The following is an 18,067-nucleotide window of genomic DNA, read 5'->3' on the forward strand; positions in this document are numbered from 1 at the left end:
GTGATGAGCGAGCAATCACCCGATAACCGCCCGCGTCTAGACCAGTTGCTGGTTGATCGCGGCCTGTTTGCCACGCGTTCGCGTGCGCGCGACGCAATCCAGCGCGGCACGGTGAAGGTTGATGGCAAGCCCATCACCAAGCCGGGGCAGAATGTTCTTCGCACAGCTGAACTGACTGTGGATGATCCCGCAAGTGCCTATGTCTCGCGCGGTGCTCTCAAACTGATTGCTGCGCTTGATCACTTCAATCTCAATGTGAACGGGCTGAATGCGCTTGATATTGGCGCATCGACTGGCGGCTTTACGCAGGTGCTGCTTGAGCGTGGAGCCAATCATGTCGTCGCTATCGATGTCGGACACGATCAGCTGCATCCGACATTGCGCAATGATCTGCGTGTGACCAACAAGGAAGGCGTGAATGCGCGTGCGCTCGAATTCAGCCATCTCGACGGGCGCGATATTGGTTGTGTTGTTTCGGATGTGAGTTTTATCTCGCTAAAACTCGCTCTGCCGCCGGCATTGGCGTTTGCGCAAAAAGATGCTATCTGCGCGCTTCTCGTAAAGCCGCAGTTTGAAGCCGGGCGCGAAGCCATCGGCAAAGGCGGCATTCTGCGTGACCCGCAAGACGGCGAACGCATTGCGGAAGAATTGAAAGCATGGCTTGAGACGCAGCCCGGTTGGCGTGCGCTCGGCCTTTGCCCGTCACCCATTGAGGGCGGCGACGGCAATCGTGAATATCTCTTGGCAGGAAAGAAAGATTTATGACGACGCAAGTGACAATCCGCTCGATAGGTGCGGGCGGCGATGGCGTCGCCAATCTTCCCGATGGCCAGCTGTTTGTGCCTTTCACATTGCCGGGCGAAGTGGCCAATGTCGCGCGCGAAAAGAACCGTGGCACAGTGATGGCGCTGCTCGAAATCTCTGATGAACGGCAAGATCCGTCATGCCAGCATTTTGAAGAGTGCGGAAGTTGCGCGCTTCAACATTGGCAGGACGAACCTTATCGCGCATGGAAGCGCGACCTTGTCGTCTCCGCTCTCAAGGGCCGTGGACTTGATGTCGATGTTGAGCCGCTGGTCGCTTGCCAGCCGCAGTCGCGCCGTCGCGCAACTTTTGCGGCACGCAAGACGGAAAAGGGCATGTTGCTCGGCTTTAATCGTCACCAGAGCCACGAGATTATCGATCTTGTCGAATGCGCCGTCACAGTGCCTGAAATCATCGCGCATCTTGATGACTTGCGTGAAGTTGGTGCATTGATTGCGCCCGGTTCCAAGCCGTTCAAATTAACTGCAACTGTTACGGCCTCAGGGCTTGATCTGGCAGCAAGCGGCTGCGGTAAACTCAGCGATGAGCAACGCCGTGCGCTGACCGCCCTTATTATGAAAAAGGGCTTTGCCCGCCTTTCGCATGAAGGCGAAATCATCGTTGAGCCGAAAAAGCCGATCATCCATTTTGGCAAAGTGCCGGTTCCGGTGCCTCCGGGTTGTTTTTTGCAGGCAACAATTGAGGCTGAAGAAGCAATGGTATCGCTGGTTCAGGCGCATCTCGGCAAGGCCAAGCGCGTTGCAGACCTCTTCTGTGGTGTCGGCACATTCGCGCTGCGCATTGCAGAAAAAAGCGCAGTCCACGCGATTGAAAACGATGCGCCAGCACTCGCGGCCCTTGATCGCGGCGTGCGCCATGTGCAGGGTTTAAAGCCTGTTTCGGTTGAACGACGCGATTTGTTCCGCCGCCCGCTGATGCCAAAGGAACTGCTGCCTTATGATGCGGTGGTGTTTGATCCGCCGCGTGCAGGCGCTGAAGAGCAGGCGCAGGAATTGGCCAAATCCAAAGTTGGGAAGGTGGTTGCCATCTCTTGCAACCCGGTAACGCTGGCTCGCGATCTCGCTATTTTGGTGAAGGGCGGCTACCGCATTACCCGCGTGACACCGATTGACCAGTTCCTCTGGTCGCCGCATGTTGAAGCCGTGGCGACGCTGGTGAAGAAGTAGAACACTTTATCGCAGTAACACTTGCATCTCACATTAAGAGTCTGGCTGTTCGCAATTGTTACTGGCTGACGGGTGTTTTCGGGATTCCCCTCGCTGCCGGATATTGCAGTAAAATTCGACTTTGCTAAAAAATGCAGACCTGATTGGGTGATTTTTACCCATTCAGGCTTTTCATTTCATGGCCTTGCATAGGATGTTTCTGTGCGTCGCATTGCCATGTTCATATCGCGTTTTGTGCAGATTTTGCCGACAGGCTGCAAGACGTATCACCGGCGCGGTTCTCCTCCCAATCGTGAATAGCGCCCTGCGATAGACGATTATAAAATGACTGAACATAGCTCTCTGCCGGACCTGAACGGCGTTTTTCCTGCTCGTGAAATCAAAATCAAAAAACATGGATTGGCGCATCTTCTGCTGTATCCGTTTCTCAGCATCATCTTTGCTTTTGCGAGTGTTGGTATTGCTGTTGCCTGGTTTCCGGGGCTTTACAAAGACCACCTGATTATGAACGATCCGCTCGTTCTCGAAGATGCTTCTGTTAATGACGGCCAGTGCCGCTCAAAGAAAATGACGGTCAATTGTAAGGCGGTCATAGTCTATGATTACGACGGCAAGCGCCGCGTCAAACCCATAGAATTCTCATTTGTGAGCTTATCAAGCGGGGATTATGAAACCGATGTTGTCATGCAGCGGTCTGATCCTGAAAATGTTACGTTGACGCTTGCTATCGACGAATTCTGGAACCGCTTGGCGTTTGATATCGGCCTGTTTGCAATCATGCTCGCAATGTCTGTGCTGTTTCTGGTTCGCTTCATCCGTGTCAGGGGCAGTGCATCGGCGATGAAATCAGCTGCTGCTTTGCGCTTCGCATGGGCGAAAATTACGGCCAGCAAGAAGCATTTGGGTGCAACCAATATTACTTATAATCCGCTTGATACGACGCATAAGAAAAAGAGCATCGTTTCGCGATTCTCGAAAAAAGAAGCACCATTTATGCGTTATGCCGAAGCGGAAGACGAGACTTATGGCATCGTGGCCATACATCCGACGGCATATTTTCCCGTCCTGCTTGATGAGAATTTTGAGCGTCTTGAACTCACCGGACCAGAGCGTGAATCGGCGTTGAAGGCACTGGCAGCGCAAATTGCAAGCTGATTAAAAAAGGGCGGTAATTCCGCCCTTTTGTTTACCGCAAAGCCCAATCAACCGCTGCTTCGGCATGAAGCCGTGTGGTATCGAATACCGGCACAGGGCTGTCTGTCTGACCGATTAGCAGCATGATCTCCGTGCAGCCGAGGATGATGGCCTCGGCACCGCGCTCAACAAGGCGGTTGATGACCGCGCGGTATTCTTCACGCGATGTATCGCGCACATCGCCCACTACCAGTTCCTGATAGATGATGTCGTGCACGGTTTTGCGGTCGGCATCGTCGGGCGTTAGAACCTCAAGCCCATATTTTGCGGCGAGGCGGCCTTTGTAAAAATCCTGTTCCATCGTGAACGCGGTGCCGAGCAGTCCGACTTTTGAGAAGCCTGCGGCCTTAATCTTTTCTGCTGTCGGATCGGCAATATGCACAAGCGGGATCGATGTGGCGCTTTCAATGTCAGCGGCCATTTTATGCATGGTGTTGGTGCAGATCAGGATGAAATCCGCGCCTCCTTTTTCAAGGTTTTGCGCGGCTTCAATCATCAGTGTCGTCAGCTCGTCCCATTTGCCCTGATGCTGGAGATGTTCGATTTCGGCGAAATCCATCGACCACATAAGGCTTTTGGCAGAATGCGTGCCACCAAGTCTTGTGCGGACTTCGCGGTTGATAATGCGGTAATATTCCTGCGAGCTTTCCCAGCTCATCCCGCCGATCAATCCAATCGTTTTCATTTCTGCCTCCCACATAGAATTAAGGGCGGATCGCTCCGCCCTTTTGGTGTTTATGCAATCGGTTCAGAACCACGATTACATCTTTTCGATGATTTTCGGATCGCCTTCATGTGCGCGGCCATTGGCAGCGAGGATTGCAGGCACGATGTCTTTTGCATCATCAATCACCAGTGGCTTAACCTGATGGGCGGTATGAATGAAGCCCTCAGTGGTCATGTGCTCAAGCAATGTGAGCATTGGCTGCCAGAAATTGTTGATATTGGCAAAAACCATCGGTTTGCGATGCTTGCCCAGCTGCGCCCATGTCATCATTTCCACGATTTCTTCAACCGTGCCAATGCCGCCGGGGAGGGTGACGAAAGCATCCGACTTCTGGAACATCAGATGCTTGCGTTCGTGCATATCGCCAACCACGATCAGCTCGGTCAACTCCTGCGCCTTTTCAAGGCTTGCTTCCTTGTCGAGCAGGAAGGTGGGAATAATGCCGGTGACTTCGCCGCCCGCTTCCATCACGCCTTGCGCAACCGCGCCCATAATGCCGCGCGTACCACCGCCATAAACAAGGCGAATGTCGTGTTCAGCAAGCGAGCGGCCAAGCGTGAGGCCCGCTTCGCGATAGATTGGATTTAAGCCCGTTGAAGAGCCGCAATAAACACAAATGGATCGAATCTGAGACATGATTTCTTGTGCGCTTTTGCGGTTTCAGCGTCAAGCGTCTCAAGCTATAACTGTCACGAAGCATCAATGAGGCAGGGAGTTTGATATGATGAAGAAGTTGGTTTTGGCTATGGGTTTTTCGCTTGTGGCATCGGGTGCGCTGGCTGGAGAAATTAACATTCCTCTGCCCGACGACGTGGAAGTAACGGCAAACTCGGTTCTTTATAAATGCGGTGAACAGAACGTTTCTGCCACCTATTATAATGCCGGTGAAAATTCGCTTGTGCAGCTCGAAATGGAAGACGCTTCGGTTATCGCAGCCAATGTGCTTGCGGGTTCTGGTGCAAAATATGCGGGCGGCATCTACATCTGGTGGACCAAAGGCGACAGCGCTGATCTCTATAATCTGATGGATGATCCCGATCAGGAAAAGCCAATCAGCTGTAAAGAAGAGTAGTTTTCTTATAATCAGTACCGATAATGTTTGTAATTCGGCTCAACTTCTTGTGAGGCGCATAAAAAAGCGATAAACCCATTGACTAATTTACTCATGTGGGTTTCGGGCCGAAATGCAAAACAAAAGATACGGAATTATCGGCATCGTGCTGCTCCTTATTCTCGGCGGCGGCGCATATTATTGGACTTCGCTAAAAGATCAGGGGGTTACCCCTGGTTCAGACATAGCCGCGAAGGACCCCGAAACCGGCAGCGCATCCAAACCCGTTGTACCTGAGGCACCCGCGGTATCGCAGGTGCCGGAGAAAACTGTCGAGGTGGAACCGCAAGAGGCTGCATCGCAGCCTGATGCTCAGCCGGTTCAAACAACGTCTGCGCCTGCTAAAACGCCGGTGTTTGATATTTTGCGCGTCGAAGCCGATGGTTCCGTTGTGATTGCAGGACAGGCAGCGCCCAATGCTGACGTTGAGATTATTTCTGGCTCCAGGGTATTGGGGACAGCCAAGGCGGGAGCGAACGGCGATTTTGCAATCGTTCTCGATCAGCCGCTTTCACCGGGCGATCATCAGCTTGTGCTGCGCGCAGGCGGTGATGGTGCCAATGTTGCGACTTCGGCGCAGACAGCAATCGTATCCGTACCAGATAACAGCAATGGTCAGGTTCTGGCGCTCGTTGAAGAGCCGGGTCAGGCCAGCCGCCTGATCACCAAGCCGGACGTGTCGGCACCGCAGGAGGCATCGTCGACGGAAACTGGAGAGCAGGCGCCAAAGGCTCAATCGCCCGTTGATGCACCGATTGCCATTGAGGCGGTGGAAATCGAAGGCAATAAAGTTTTCGTTGCAGGCAACGCAAAGGGTGGCAGCACGGTTGTCGTCAATGCAAACGATATTCTGCTTGGCTCAAGCCAAATTTCGCCGGAAGGTCGCTTTTTGGTACAGAGCCAAAAGTCGCTTGCGGTGGGGGATTATATCATCCGCGCCGATTTGCTTGATGGCAGTGGTCGGGTGATTGCAACCGCGCGCGTCCCGTTCCGTCGCGAGGCTGGGGAGAATGTCTCCGCCGTTGCAACGGGGGCGGGCGCGCAGACTGCAAGTGCACAGGATGCTGAAGGCGGGACACCTTTGCAGAAGGTGGATGGCTCGGTGATTATCCGCAAGGGTGATAATCTCTGGACGATCTCCAAGCGTACTTATGGTCATGGCATGCGCTACACCACGATCTATCTTGCCAATCGTGATCAGATCCGCAACCCGGACCTTATCCTGCCGGGTCAGGTGTTTGTCATGCCGCAACAACCGCTCGCCGATGATGAAGTGCAGCGCCGCCTGCACGATTCTTCAAACTGATATAAACGCGTTATCTCCATTTCGTGAACGCAGTGTCCTTTAGAAAGAACACTGCACAAACTTGCTAGTTATAGTATAATCGTATATCGTCGATTTACGATGAGTATCTCCCTAAAAATAACGACCCACCCTGTTTCGGGCATGGATGATGAGGATGCTGCGCGCATTTATGCAGCGCTTGGCCATCCAGTGCGTATCCACATTCTCCGTCAGCTGATTTTTGAGGATGCTTGCTGCTGCAAAGATATTGTCGGTCGTCTTGACCTTGCGCAGTCCACCGTGTCGCAGCATCTCAAGGTTCTCGTCCAGGCTGGCCTTATTGACTATCGGCCCGACCGCCAGACATCGCGCTATAGCGTAAACTGGCAGCAATTGACCAAAATTCGTTCGCATCTTGCAGCCTTCAGCAATGGCTGCTGCGAAAAACCTGTCTGATCTGAAAGAAACACCATGAGTGCCCCCAAAACTGTTTCTGCCGACTCCGGCGAGACGCTTAAAACCTTGCGAAATCTGTGGCCCTATATGTGGCCGTCTGAACGCCCCGATCTGCGTATGCGCGTGGTGTGGGCGACATTCTATCTGGTGATTTCCAAAATTGTGCTGATCCTTGTTCCCTATTTCTTCAAATGGGTCACGAATGCGCTGAACGGTCAGCTCGATGCAGCCGATTATATTCCGCTCTTTCTTACCGGTGCGGTGATGCTTGTGCTGGCCTATAATGCGGCCAAGATCATTCAGGCGGGACTCAATCAGCTGCGCGATGCACTGTTTGCCAGTGTCGGGCAATATGCCGTGCGCCAGCTTGCCTATAAAACCTTCGTGCATATGCACCAGCTCTCATTGCGCTTTCATCTGGAACGGCGCACGGGCGGGCTGTCGCGTGTGATCGAACGCGGCACCAAAGGTATCGAAACAATTGTCCGTTTCACGATCCTCAACACGCTGCCAACCATTCTGGAATTTGCGCTGACGGCGGTGATTTTCGCCTTCGCTTATGGCTTCTCCTATCTGTTGGTCGTGGCTGTTACGGTCGTTGCCTATACCTGGTTCACGATTAAAGCGAGTGACTGGCGCATCAATATCCGTCGCGAGATGAATGACTCCGATACCGATGCAAACACCAAAGCGATCGACTCGCTGCTTAATTTTGAGACGGTCAAATATTTTGGCAATGAGACCATGGAAGCCAAGCGCTTCGATGCGTCAATGGCGCGTTATGAAGATGCGGCGACCAAGACATGGACCTCGCTCGGCTGGCTTAACTTTGGGCAGGCTGTCATCTTCGGCGTGGGTATGGCGATTGTCATGGTGATGTCGGCGCGCGAAGTGCAGGCAGGTACGCAGTCGCTCGGTGACTTCGTTTTCATCAATGCGATGTTGATGCAGCTTTCCATTCCGCTCAATTTCATTGGCTTCATCTATCGCGAAATCCGTCAGGGCCTCACGGATATCGAGCAGATGTTCGACCTTCTGGATGTGCAGCAGGAAGTGCAGGACAAGCCAACAGCAGCGCCGCTGAGCGTGGATAAGGGTGCAATCCGTTTCAACGATGTGCATTTTGCCTATGATGCAAATCGCCCGATCCTCAAAGGCGTAAGCTTTGAAGTACCTGCGGGCAAGACCGTGGCGATTGTCGGCCCATCCGGTGCGGGCAAATCCACGATCTCGCGTCTTCTGTTCCGTTTCTATGATGTCCAGTCAGGTTCCGTCACGATTGACGGACAGGACCTGCGCGACGTGACACAGGAAAGCTTGCGTAAAGTCATCGGCATGGTGCCGCAGGACACGGTGCTGTTCAACGATACGATTGCCTATAATATTCGGTATGGCCGCACCGATGCAACCGACGATGAAGTAGAAAAGGCAGCCGAAATGGCGCAGATTTCCCAATTCATCAAACACCTGCCGGAAGGTTATCAGGCGATGGTGGGTGAGCGCGGACTGAAGCTTTCAGGCGGCGAGAAGCAGCGCGTGGCGATTGCACGCACGATCCTGAAAGCACCGCCAATTCTTATTCTCGATGAGGCTACATCGGCGCTGGATACTGCGACGGAGCAGGAAATCCAATCGGCGCTTGATATTGTCAGCCGTGGTCGCACAACGCTGGTTATCGCGCACCGTCTGTCGACTGTGATCAGCGCCGACGAAATTATCGTACTGAAAGATGGCCTGATTGCCGAGCGTGGTACGCATCGCGATCTGCTCTTGCAGGATGGACTTTACGCGTCGATGTGGAGCCGCCAGCGCGAAGCGGATGAAGCAGAAGAACGCCTGCGTCAGGTTCGCGAGAATGACGATATGGGCATCGTCAGCCGGGGCGTTCCGGCTGCGGAGTGAGGTGGCTTACGCCATCTCACAGCTTTGAACCCAATTATGGGATAACTTACAGTTAAAAATTCTTGTATTTGAATTAAAATAAAAAATCCAATATTTTAAGGATTTTTATCTTGTTCATAGGGCGCAGTAATTTTTTATCCTCTAGCTATTATTCAATGAGTAATATTTTAAGAAGTAAATCAAACGAATTTCGTTATTTTAACGAAACTAAATACATTCCATATGTAAAAAAATTGGATAACAATCCAACAATTGTTGAGAAAATACAAGATTTTTATTTCGAAAAAGACTTAAAGGAGAGTTATCAAATATATAATGGTAATTATGTTAAATCAAAATTTATTGCAGAAAAGAAGATTAAATTTACATATGGATTCAAATATATAGAAGGTGGTGATCAGTATAGCGATTTTATTTATTATGATCATTATAAGGGGTTCAAAAGGCTTAATATTCAGTTGCATGGAAATTTTATTGATAGTGAAGAAGGGGGGTACGGCGTTGTCGCTGTCGGTGGGCACAGTTACAGTCATGTAAAGGTTATAGATATTGCAAAAGATGCTGCTAAATATGAGGATTTCGATTGTATCCGTATGCTTACCTGTCACTCCGCAGACGGTGGTGTAAATTCAATAATAAGCAATGTTTCTCGCGCATTGCAGAAGCCAGTGAAAGGCTATGTGGGAGAGGTTGATAGATACAATCCTGTGCGCCTGTCTATGGTCAATGGAGGAAGTGGCGCCATAAATGGAAGGTTAGGACGATCGAATATTGTCCATCGTTACTTCGATACGCCTGGTCTCGATCTTTATGTTCGCAAAGGAAAGACGGTTATGGCCGGATTTGAATATTTTTAATTTATTGGAATAATTTCTATTTTTAGAATGATCGGGAGGTGAGTTGCATTATGTCTTAGAGCCTGTTCCAAAAAGGATTGAGCGATTTCAGTAGGTTATGATTCAATCGGATAGCTTACATTCGATGGAGATCATGATGGCCTGGACTGCAACCGCTCGGCCACAATATGGACGACGCAACGCGCGTTATGCAAGCGATTTAACGGATGCGGAATGGACTGTCATCGAACCGATGATGCCTGCACCGGGCCGTCTCGGACGCCCTCGCAAGACGGATTTGCGAGAGGTGGTAAATGCGCTGCTTTATATTGCTTCATCAGGTGGCGCATGGCGGCTTTTGCCCACGGACTTCCCACCATTTTCCACGGTGCAAAAGTATTTCTATCGATGGCGAGATGAAGGGATGCTGCGCACGATCAACAACGCGCTCGTGATGACAGCACGCGAGTTGACCGTAAAGCAGCCCAGCCCTACCGCTGGCGTGATCGATAGCCAGTCAATAAAAAGCACGGAAAGTGGCGGAATACGGGGCTTTGACGCGGGAAAAAAGATCAACGATCGCAAGCGTCATATTGTGGTTGATACCCTCGGCTTGATGGTTGGCCTGGTGATCCATTCTGCGGGTATTCAAGACAGAGATAGTGCACCTGATGTCTTGAAAACCATCCTCAAACGCTGGCCGTGGTTACGGCATATCTTTGCTGATGGTGGATACGCGGGACCCAAGCTCAAAGGCAGGCTGGAAAAGGTCGGAAAATTTACGCTGGAAATCGTCAAACGATCCGATCACGCTGAGGGCTTCAAACTCTTACCACGCCGATGGGTGGTCGAGCGGACGTTTGCATGGCTGGGACGTTGCCGTAGATTGGCCAAAGATTTCGAGAAAACCATCGTTTCGGCTGAAGCCTGGGTCTACATCGCAAACATCCGCCTGCTCACCCGGCGCATCGCAAGAGCCTGATATCGTTACATTCATTATGATTCAGGCTCTAAGGGAGGCATGAGGACTAACGTAGATTCTCGTGGTTTCGTAAGGAAAAACTCTTATGGTGAAGATGTTGGGAGGGTCGTTGTAGGTGGCCACGAGCTTTTCGGGGATGAGCTAGCAAATTTGTTGCAGGGTTTTAGAAATGAATTACCATTCGAAAGCGTCAGGCTTATTGCTTGTCATTAAGGTGAGGGAGGTAGAAATTCTTCAATTAGTGAATTGTCAGGCGCGTCGAAGGTGCCAGTTAAAGGGTTTGAAGGTAATATAGTCGGTCACGATGAACGTTACATCAGTAGTTTTGCAAACAAGTTCGGTACTGAAAACTCTAAGAGCATTTTAAAGAAAGAACAAATGTTTGGAAGGTGCTAAGGCGTCAAAGAAGTGCTTAAAGGTAGCGGTCGTTGTGCGCGGTAAGGAAGAATGGCGATGGTAGGGATTGAATTTTTCTGAATGTGCTCTTGTGCTGAGAGCTGTCACGAACCCTTACAGTCGTGAATAAATTGCGAAATACGTTTTGATTTTGAGCTGGATGAGGTAAAACCGGGCCGAACGTTGCATCGTGTCGATGATCAGGCGATATCCTGGGTAAAGCGACGCGCATAAAATTCACTAGAACGCATGGTGTGTCCGCGAGACTTGCCTCGTTCCAGAAGGAAAACCGATGAGCCTGTCTGATACAATCCGTAACACTTTCGTGCCGATCCATCGTGAAGGCTATCCGTTTATCGCGGCGTTTTTCGTGGTTTCGCTCATTCTGGGCTGGCTATGGGAACCGCTTTTCTGGATTGGTCTGGTGCTGACCATCTGGTGCATTTATTTTTACCGTGACCCAGAACGCGTGACGCCAATCGCGGATGATCTGGTGATCAGTCCGGCTGATGGCAAGGTATCTTTCGTTGGTCCGGCTGTGCCGCCCGCGGAACTGGAACTCGGTGCAGAGCCGCTAATGCGCGTTTCCGTGTTCATGAATGTGTTTTCGGTTCACATCAACCGCGCGCCAGTGCGTGGTAAGATCGAAAAGATTTTCCACCGTCCCGGAAAATTTCTCAATGCAGAACTCGATAAGGCCAGCACCGATAATGAACGCAATTCCGTTCTGATCGACAGTGCAAACGGTAAAGTCGGCGTTGTGCAGATCGCAGGTCTTGTGGCACGCCGCATCGTCTGCTGGTCGCGTGAAAGCGATAATCTGAGTGTGGGCGAACGCTTCGGCCTGATCCGTTTCGGTTCCCGCGTCGATGTTTATTTGCCTGCAGGTGCATCGGTTCGCGTGGCTGTTGGCCAGACGGCCGTGGCCGGAGAAACCGTGCTTGCCGAATTTGGCAGTGAACGCGCTGAACCAGTGGTTCGGATCGCCTGAGCCGATGGAAACACCATTCCCACCCTTTGAGCCGAATGGCCGCGTGAATTCATCGCGCGGCCCTAAATTGTCGCAGATTCCTCTGCGCATCGTTGTTCCGAATGTGATCACAGTTCTTGCGATTTGTGCGGGGCTGACGGGCATTCGCCTGGCGTTTGAACACCGTTTTGAACTTGCAGTGATGATGGTGCTGATTGCGGCATTTCTCGATGGCGTGGATGGTCGCGTTGCGCGTATGATGAAAGGCTCGTCCAAGTTTGGCGAGCAAATGGATTCACTCGCTGACATTGTCAATTTCGGTGTCGCTCCGGCGCTCGTGCTTTACGTCTATGTGCTTGATCAGGCGCGTTCGTTCGGCTGGATTGCTGCCCTCCTTTATGCGATTGCCTGCTGCCTTCGCCTGGCGCGCTTCAATGTCATGCTGGAAGACCCCAACCGTCCGCCGTGGCAGAGCAATTATTTTATCGGCGTTCCAGCCCCTGCGGGTGCGATGCTGGTGCTGCTGCCCGTTTATCTCGGTTTTCTGGGCCTCACACCAACCAAAGGACTGGCCTTTGCGGTTGCAGTTTTCACCGTAGCGATAGCGTTCCTGCTGGTGAGCCGTCTGCCGGTGTATAATGGCAAGTCTGCCGGTGGTCTCATTCGTCGCGATTTCGTGATGCCGCTGATCTTGCTCGTGGTGATCTATGTGGCGTTTCTCATGAGCTTCACATGGCATACGCTGACGCTGACAGCGCTGGCCTATCTGGCATTTCTACCGTTTAGCCTTGTGGCATGGAACAGGCGCGAAGCCGCTGACCGCAATGCTGCGCTTGCAAGCGAGCTGTCAGAAGAAGTTTGACGGAAAAGTTTTCCGGATGAAATTCACGCGCTCCTGAACCGTTGATTTCGGCAGGAGCGCGATTTCATATCCGAGCCCCCGATAAGTTTGTTCCATCGTATTGAATGTGCGAATGGCTTCATCAAAGCCCTGTTTGCGCTCTGCATCCTGAGCGAAAATGCTCTGCCATGGCGGAGCCAGAAACACCGTTCTGTTATATTGAATCATCGACGCTGCGCGGTGCATATGCTCAGGCACAGGCAGGCCGCAAAGCGTAAGATAGCCGATCACATCCGGCACGCCCCGGTCGAAAAACACCGGCCCTTTTTGCTCTAGCGCAAGGTCGTAAGAGCGCATCTCCCATGACAACATCAGTTCCGCAAACAAAGCGCGATCTGCCCATGGCAACGCATTTCCGCTAATCTTTGTCTGATGTTGTATAATGGCGCGACCTGCCTCGATGCTGCGTGAAAAGCCTTGTTTCTGCAACGCTTTGATGAGTGTGCTTTTGCCCGACCCGGGGCCGCCGCTGATGACGATAAATCGCTGGTAATCGTGAGACATCGTTCCTCCAATCATATTGGGACACAAGGTTTGTAATGATAGGCATGGGGGAGAGGTCCGCTTAAAAACAGGGCCGAAGCGTTCGGCGGGCGCGGCATAATACAAATAAGTTAAAACCGGCCTTGGGGTTATGCAAGGCCGGCAAAGTGAATCAGGAAGGCATATGATAGTCGAGGAATTTATCCTGACGTACGTCGTAAAGCTTTCCTGTGATGTCGAGCTTTGGATCGGCAAGCTGGACGATTTTTTCTGCAACCGACTGCGGCGTCGGCAATGTTTCAGGATCTTCACCTGGCATTGCTTTTGCGCGCATGGCGGTACGGGTTGCACCCGGATTGACCGAATTGACCTTAAGCTTCATCTGCTTGGTTTCTTCGGCCCAGCTGCGTCCCATCACTTCGACAGCAGCCTTGGACGCCGCATAGGGCGCCCAGAAAGCCCGGCAGGTATGTGCAACACCTGATGAGAGCAGAATAGCGCGTCCAGCATCAGATGCGCGCAGCAGGGTGTCTGTTGTGCGGATGAGACGCCACACGCTTGTGACGTTGACATTCATCACCTGCTCAAAAACTTTAGCTTCAACGTGGCCGATGGGGGAAATCGTGCCAAGAATGCCAGCATTTGCAACCAGAATGTCGAGCTTGCCCCAACGCTCATAAATAGAGCCGCCGAGACGGTCGATCGCTTCCATATCGGTAATATCGAGCGGAACAAGTGTGGCACTGCCACCGACCTTGCGAATATTGTCGTCGAGTTCTTCCAGACCGCCGACGGTGCGTGCCACTGCAATCACATGTGCGCCGCGCTTTGCCAGTTCAAGCGACAGAAAATAACCAATACCGCGCGATGCGCCCGTTACCAAGGCCACGCGGCCTGTAAGGTCGATATTCATTATACCCCCAGTGTAATTCTTAGAGATGAAACAGGCGGCCCGTTGAGCCGCCTGCGTGAAGACAATCGATCAGCCGTTTGAGGCGAGAAGCGACAACGTGTGGACGTTGCTTTCGCCTTCCTGATCGAGAAGACGGGTTGGATATTCACCCGTAAAATAGTGATCGGTGAAGGCAGGGGCCTTTGGATCACGCGCTTCACCGCCAACGGCCTTGTAAAGACCGTCAATGGTGAGGAATTCCAGCGAATCTGCACCGATATAACGGCACATCGCCTCAAGGCTGTCATATTGGTTCGCAAGCAGCTTATCGCCGTCCGGCGTATCGATTCCGTAGAAGTCCGGATGGAAGATCATCGGGCTTGCGACGCGGATATGCACTTCCTTGGCACCCGCATCCCGGATCATCTGCACGATCTTGACCGAGGTTGTGCCGCGTACGATGGAATCATCCACCAGAACGACACGCTTGCCTTCAATCATCGCACGATTGGCCGAATGCTTGAGCTTCACACCCAGCGCACGAATTTGCTGTGTTGGCTCAATAAAGGTACGGCCGACATAGTGGTTGCGGATGATGCCATATTCAAACGGAATACCGCTGGCCTGCGCAAAACCAAGCGCCGCTGGCGTGCCGCCATCTGGCACGGGAACAACAACATCGGCTTCGATTGGCGATTCCTTTGCCAGTTCCATGCCCATGTTCTTGCGCGCAACATAAACACTGCGGCCACCAACGACCGAGTCAGGCCGGGCGAAATAGACATACTCAAACAGGCAGAGACGTTCCGGTTGTGGATTTTCAGGCTTGATACAATCCGTCGTAATCGAGCCATCCTTCTGGATTTCGCAGATGATGATCTCGCCATTTTCCACATCGCGGACATATTTCGCGCCGATAATATCGAGAGCACAGGTTTCCGAACAGAAGATCGGCTTGCCGTCAAGCTCACCCATAACGAGTGGTCGGATACCGACAGGGTCACGCGCCGCAATCAGCTTCGTGCGGGTCAGGGCCAGCATGGCATAACCGCCCTCAACCTGACGGATCGCATCGACAAAGCGATCGCTCGACGATGCTTGACGCGAGCGGGCGATCATGTGCAGAACAACTTCAGTGTCCGATGTGGCCTGAAAGATTGCGCCCGATGCAATCAGCTGCTTGCGAAGCGTAATACCATTGGTGAAATTACCGTTATGCGCAATCGCGATGCCGCCAACTTCCAGCTCTGCAAAAAGCGGCTGCACATTGCGCAGGATGGTTTCGCCTGTCGTGGAATAGCGCACATGGCCGATAGCGCGGTCGCCGGGCAGACGATGAAGCGTCGACGCATCGGTGAAGTGATCGCCGACCAGCCCCATGTGTCGCTCTGAATGGAAACGGCGGTTGTGATAGGAAACGATACCAGCAGCTTCCTGTCCACGATGCTGAAGAGCATGCAGACCAAGCGCTGTCAGCGCTGCCGCATCTTCATGGCCGAGAATACCAAATACACCACACTCTTCATGCAACGTATCATCGTCCAGCATAAAGGAGTTTTCGTCATGCGATTGTTGGGACATCGTCCGCAAGGCCTTTCGATTGCGGTTACTAAAAGCAACATTTACAGCAAAAGCCCGCGTTTTAAAAGCGATCCCTTGCATGATGCGCGTTTCAGCCGCTGATATAGGATAAGACTTTGGCTAAAAACAGATGAAACCGGCAGCTTTATGCTGCCGGTTTCAAAAATGGTGATTCAAGATCAATTTGCAGCCGGTGTGTCGTCCGGTACGGGCTGTTCGGTCGTCGTGCCAGCAGGTGTCTGAGCATCCTGTCCCGGCTTGAACTGCTTTATGGCAGATTCAGGGTCCGCTGGCAGAAGCTCAATAAGCTGCTGACCGAAAGAGTCGAGCATTGGCTTGGACTTCGCATTGGTAACCCATGCAGGTTGTCCAGTTGGAACCAGCCAGTTGAAGAACAGCATCGCGACAACAACCAGCAGAACACCACGGGCAGCGCCGAACAGGAAGCCGAGCGTGCGATCAAGCGCACCGATACGGCTGTCGATGATGAAATCGGCAAATTTCATCGTAATCAGCGACACAACAATCAGCACGACGAGGAACACTGCACCTGCAGCTGCAATTTTCGCGATTGTCTCATTGTTGATGTATGGCTGGAGATAAGGCAGGACTGGCTGGTAAAACAGGTAAGCCGCTGCTGCTGCCGCAGCCCATGAAACCAGCGAAAGCACTTCGCGGGAGAAGCCGCGAACCATCGCAAGCACGGCCGAAACCAGCGTTATTCCGAGTAGAATTCCATCAAGTAGCGTAACCGGCATTCTGGGCTGTCCTTATTGATGCGCAGGATGTTTTTGCCTGCGGGGCAGTCATAGTTCTCATAGATTAACATCGGAAAGTTGACGAAACCTTCCGCAGCTAAATCTTGTTAAATTCAATGATCTGCAACCTGATGATTACAGATACTGGTCACTTTTTGGCCGGGCCCGATGCAGCAATGCGCACAACGAGGTCCGAGAGAGCAGTGGTTTCCACGAGGCTGAAATTGCGATCTTTCCAAAGGTCACTGGTTCCGCCGGGTGCTACCGCCTGTTGAAAGCCAAGCTTTTCAGCTTCTTTCAGCCTCTGTACCGCATGTGAAACCGCACGAACAGCTCCAGAAAGGCTGATTTCGCCGAAATAAACACTATCTGCGGGCAGGGCAATGCCTGCAATGGACGAAACGAGTGCTGCAGCAACCGCAATATCGGCCGCAGGCTCGCTGATGCGATAGCCGCCCGCCACATTGAGATAAACATCATGCTGGCCAAAGCGCACGCCGCAATGTGATTCGAGCACAGCCAGAATCATTGCCAAACGGCTTCCGTCCCAGCCTACAACAGCGCGGCGCGGTGTGCCAAGCGATGAAGGGGAGACGAGTGCCTGTATCTCGACCAGAACCGGGCGCGTGCCTTCCATGCCTGCAAAAACGGCTGCCCCCGGCGATTTCGCATTGCGCTCACCCAGGAACAGTTCGGACGGATTGGAGACTTCACGTAATCCGCCATCCGACATTTCAAACACACCGATCTCATCGGTCGGGCCGAAGCGGTTTTTGACGGTGCGAAGAATGCGGTATTGATGCCCGCCTTCGCCTTCAAAGTAGAGAACGCCATCGACCATATGTTCGACCACGCGCGGGCCGGCAATCTGGCCTTCCTTGGTGACGTGCCCAACAAGGACAACGGCTGCGCCCGTTTGCTTGGCATAACGGATCATCGCCTGCGCAGAGGAACGGACCTGTGTGACGGTTCCGGGTGCAGAATCTGCCATGTCGGTCCAGAGTGTCTGGATCGAATCGATAATGACGAGATCGGGACGCTTGCCATCGGACACGGTGGCGAGAATGTCTTCAACATTGGTTTCAGCGGCCAGCTCCACGGCAGACGATGCTACGCCCAGACGCTGCGCGCGCAGCCTTATCTGCGCGACGGCTTCTTCGCCCGATACATAGACAATGCGATGTCCATGATTGGCAAGCGCTGCCGCTGCCTGTGTCAGGAGTGTGGATTTACCAATACCCGGATCACCGCCGATCAGTATCGCTGACCCGCGAACGAAACCACCGCCAGTGACGCGATCCAACTCGCTAATGCCGGAAATGATGCGTGGCGCATCTTCGATTTCGCCCGATAGCGAGGTGAGGGCGACAGCGCGGCCTTTGCGCTTGGACAACATGGAACCGGGGCCAGACCCAATGCCGCTATTGGTGCCTTCTTCGACGAGTGTATTCCACTCGCCGCAAGAGTCGCATTTGCCTGCCCAGCGCGTATGCACCGCGCCGCAATTCTGACAGATGAACTGAACGCGTGCCTTAGCCATCAGGCACGCCCTTGAGGATCGGAAAAACTATTCATATTGCTCCGGGATACAAGCAATTCCAA

General features: G+C 52.5%; 18 protein-coding genes. 11 read left to right on the forward strand and 7 right to left on the reverse strand.

From position 1 onward, the window contains the following. The first annotated feature begins 3 nt into the window (after positions 1 to 3). The 3 genes from RI570_RS08885 to RI570_RS08895 all read left to right on the forward strand — a co-directional run bounded on the left by RI570_RS08885 (position 4) and on the right by RI570_RS08895 (position 3,146). On the forward strand, positions 4 to 765 hold the full coding sequence (locus tag RI570_RS08885; protein ID WP_313828052.1) for a TlyA family RNA methyltransferase: 762 nt from the start codon (positions 4 to 6) through the stop codon (positions 763 to 765). Beyond that, entirely contained in the window at positions 762 to 1,991 is a 1,230-nt protein-coding gene (locus RI570_RS08890; protein WP_313828053.1) for a class I SAM-dependent RNA methyltransferase, read from the forward strand. The genes RI570_RS08885 and RI570_RS08890 overlap by 4 nt, the downstream gene beginning before the upstream one ends. Before the next feature lie 324 nt (positions 1,992 to 2,315). Beyond that, positions 2,316 to 3,146 carry a hypothetical protein gene (locus RI570_RS08895; protein ID WP_313828054.1) on the forward strand — a complete coding sequence of 277 codons (831 nt, stop codon included), beginning with the start codon at positions 2,316 to 2,318 and terminating at the stop codon, positions 3,144 to 3,146. A 31-nt stretch (positions 3,147 to 3,177) separates the two neighbouring features. Here RI570_RS08895 and RI570_RS08900 read toward each other — a convergent pair whose 3' ends face one another. Continuing rightward, positions 3,178 to 3,870 (reverse strand): aspartate/glutamate racemase family protein, encoded by a 693-nt coding sequence (locus tag RI570_RS08900; RefSeq protein ID WP_313828056.1) that lies wholly within the window; start codon positions 3,868 to 3,870, stop codon positions 3,178 to 3,180. 75 nt (positions 3,871 to 3,945) lie between these two features. Continuing rightward, positions 3,946 to 4,548: a TIGR00730 family Rossman fold protein gene (locus tag RI570_RS08905; protein WP_313828057.1), complete on the reverse strand. Its 603-nt coding sequence runs from the start codon at positions 4,546 to 4,548 to the stop codon at positions 3,946 to 3,948. Positions 4,549 to 4,636: 88 nt separating this feature from the next. Between RI570_RS08905 and RI570_RS08910 the strand changes: the two genes are divergently transcribed. The 8 genes from RI570_RS08910 to pssA all read left to right on the forward strand — a co-directional run bounded on the left by RI570_RS08910 (position 4,637) and on the right by pssA (position 12,712). Then, positions 4,637 to 4,984, forward strand: coding sequence for an MliC family protein (locus RI570_RS08910; protein ID WP_313828601.1), 348 nt, complete (start codon positions 4,637 to 4,639; stop codon positions 4,982 to 4,984). A gap of 112 nt (positions 4,985 to 5,096) precedes the next feature. Beyond that, positions 5,097 to 6,329 carry a LysM peptidoglycan-binding domain-containing protein gene (locus RI570_RS08915; RefSeq protein WP_313828059.1) on the forward strand — a complete coding sequence of 411 codons (1,233 nt, stop codon included), beginning with the start codon at positions 5,097 to 5,099 and terminating at the stop codon, positions 6,327 to 6,329. A 99-nt stretch (positions 6,330 to 6,428) separates the two neighbouring features. After that, positions 6,429 to 6,764: a metalloregulator ArsR/SmtB family transcription factor gene (locus tag RI570_RS08920; protein ID WP_313828060.1), complete on the forward strand. Its 336-nt coding sequence runs from the start codon at positions 6,429 to 6,431 to the stop codon at positions 6,762 to 6,764. Between the two features lie 15 nt (positions 6,765 to 6,779). Beyond that, complete coding sequence (locus RI570_RS08925; RefSeq protein ID WP_313828062.1) at positions 6,780 to 8,666, forward strand: ABC transporter ATP-binding protein/permease; 1,887 nt, start codon at positions 6,780 to 6,782, stop codon at positions 8,664 to 8,666. A 155-nt stretch (positions 8,667 to 8,821) separates the two neighbouring features. Further along, a complete protein-coding gene (locus RI570_RS08930; RefSeq protein WP_313828063.1) occupies positions 8,822 to 9,523 on the forward strand; it encodes a hypothetical protein in 702 nt (233 codons plus the stop codon). Between the two features lie 136 nt (positions 9,524 to 9,659). Continuing rightward, a complete protein-coding gene (locus RI570_RS08935) occupies positions 9,660 to 10,484 on the forward strand; it encodes an IS5 family transposase (protein WP_313828064.1) in 825 nt (274 codons plus the stop codon). A gap of 688 nt (positions 10,485 to 11,172) precedes the next feature. Continuing rightward, positions 11,173 to 11,871, forward strand: coding sequence for a phosphatidylserine decarboxylase (locus RI570_RS08940; protein ID WP_313828065.1), 699 nt, complete (start codon positions 11,173 to 11,175; stop codon positions 11,869 to 11,871). 4 nt (positions 11,872 to 11,875) lie between these two features. Next, entirely contained in the window at positions 11,876 to 12,712 is an 837-nt protein-coding gene (gene pssA, locus RI570_RS08945; RefSeq protein ID WP_313828602.1) for a CDP-diacylglycerol--serine O-phosphatidyltransferase, read from the forward strand. Here pssA and RI570_RS08950 read toward each other — a convergent pair. The 5 genes from RI570_RS08950 to radA all read right to left on the reverse strand — a co-directional run bounded on the left by RI570_RS08950 (position 12,698) and on the right by radA (position 18,005). Then, on the reverse strand, positions 12,698 to 13,255 hold the full coding sequence (locus RI570_RS08950) for an AAA family ATPase (RefSeq protein WP_313828067.1): 558 nt from the start codon (positions 13,253 to 13,255) through the stop codon (positions 12,698 to 12,700). The genes pssA and RI570_RS08950 overlap by 15 nt on opposite strands. 151 nt (positions 13,256 to 13,406) lie before the next feature. Then, positions 13,407 to 14,147, reverse strand: coding sequence for an SDR family NAD(P)-dependent oxidoreductase (locus RI570_RS08955; RefSeq protein ID WP_313828068.1), 741 nt, complete (start codon positions 14,145 to 14,147; stop codon positions 13,407 to 13,409). 69 nt (positions 14,148 to 14,216) lie between these two features. After that, on the reverse strand, positions 14,217 to 15,707 hold the full coding sequence (purF, locus tag RI570_RS08960) for an amidophosphoribosyltransferase (RefSeq protein ID WP_313828069.1): 1,491 nt from the start codon (positions 15,705 to 15,707) through the stop codon (positions 14,217 to 14,219). A 179-nt stretch (positions 15,708 to 15,886) separates the two neighbouring features. After that, positions 15,887 to 16,465 (reverse strand): CvpA family protein, encoded by a 579-nt coding sequence (locus tag RI570_RS08965; RefSeq protein WP_313828070.1) that lies wholly within the window; start codon positions 16,463 to 16,465, stop codon positions 15,887 to 15,889. A 148-nt stretch (positions 16,466 to 16,613) separates the two neighbouring features. Next, positions 16,614 to 18,005: a DNA repair protein RadA gene (radA, locus tag RI570_RS08970; protein ID WP_313828071.1), complete on the reverse strand. Its 1,392-nt coding sequence runs from the start codon at positions 18,003 to 18,005 to the stop codon at positions 16,614 to 16,616. Between the last annotated feature and the right edge of the window lie 62 nt (positions 18,006 to 18,067).

This window comes from Brucella pseudogrignonensis, from assembly GCF_032190615.1.
GTDB classification, from domain to species: Bacteria; Pseudomonadota; Alphaproteobacteria; order Rhizobiales; family Rhizobiaceae; genus Brucella; species Brucella pseudogrignonensis_B.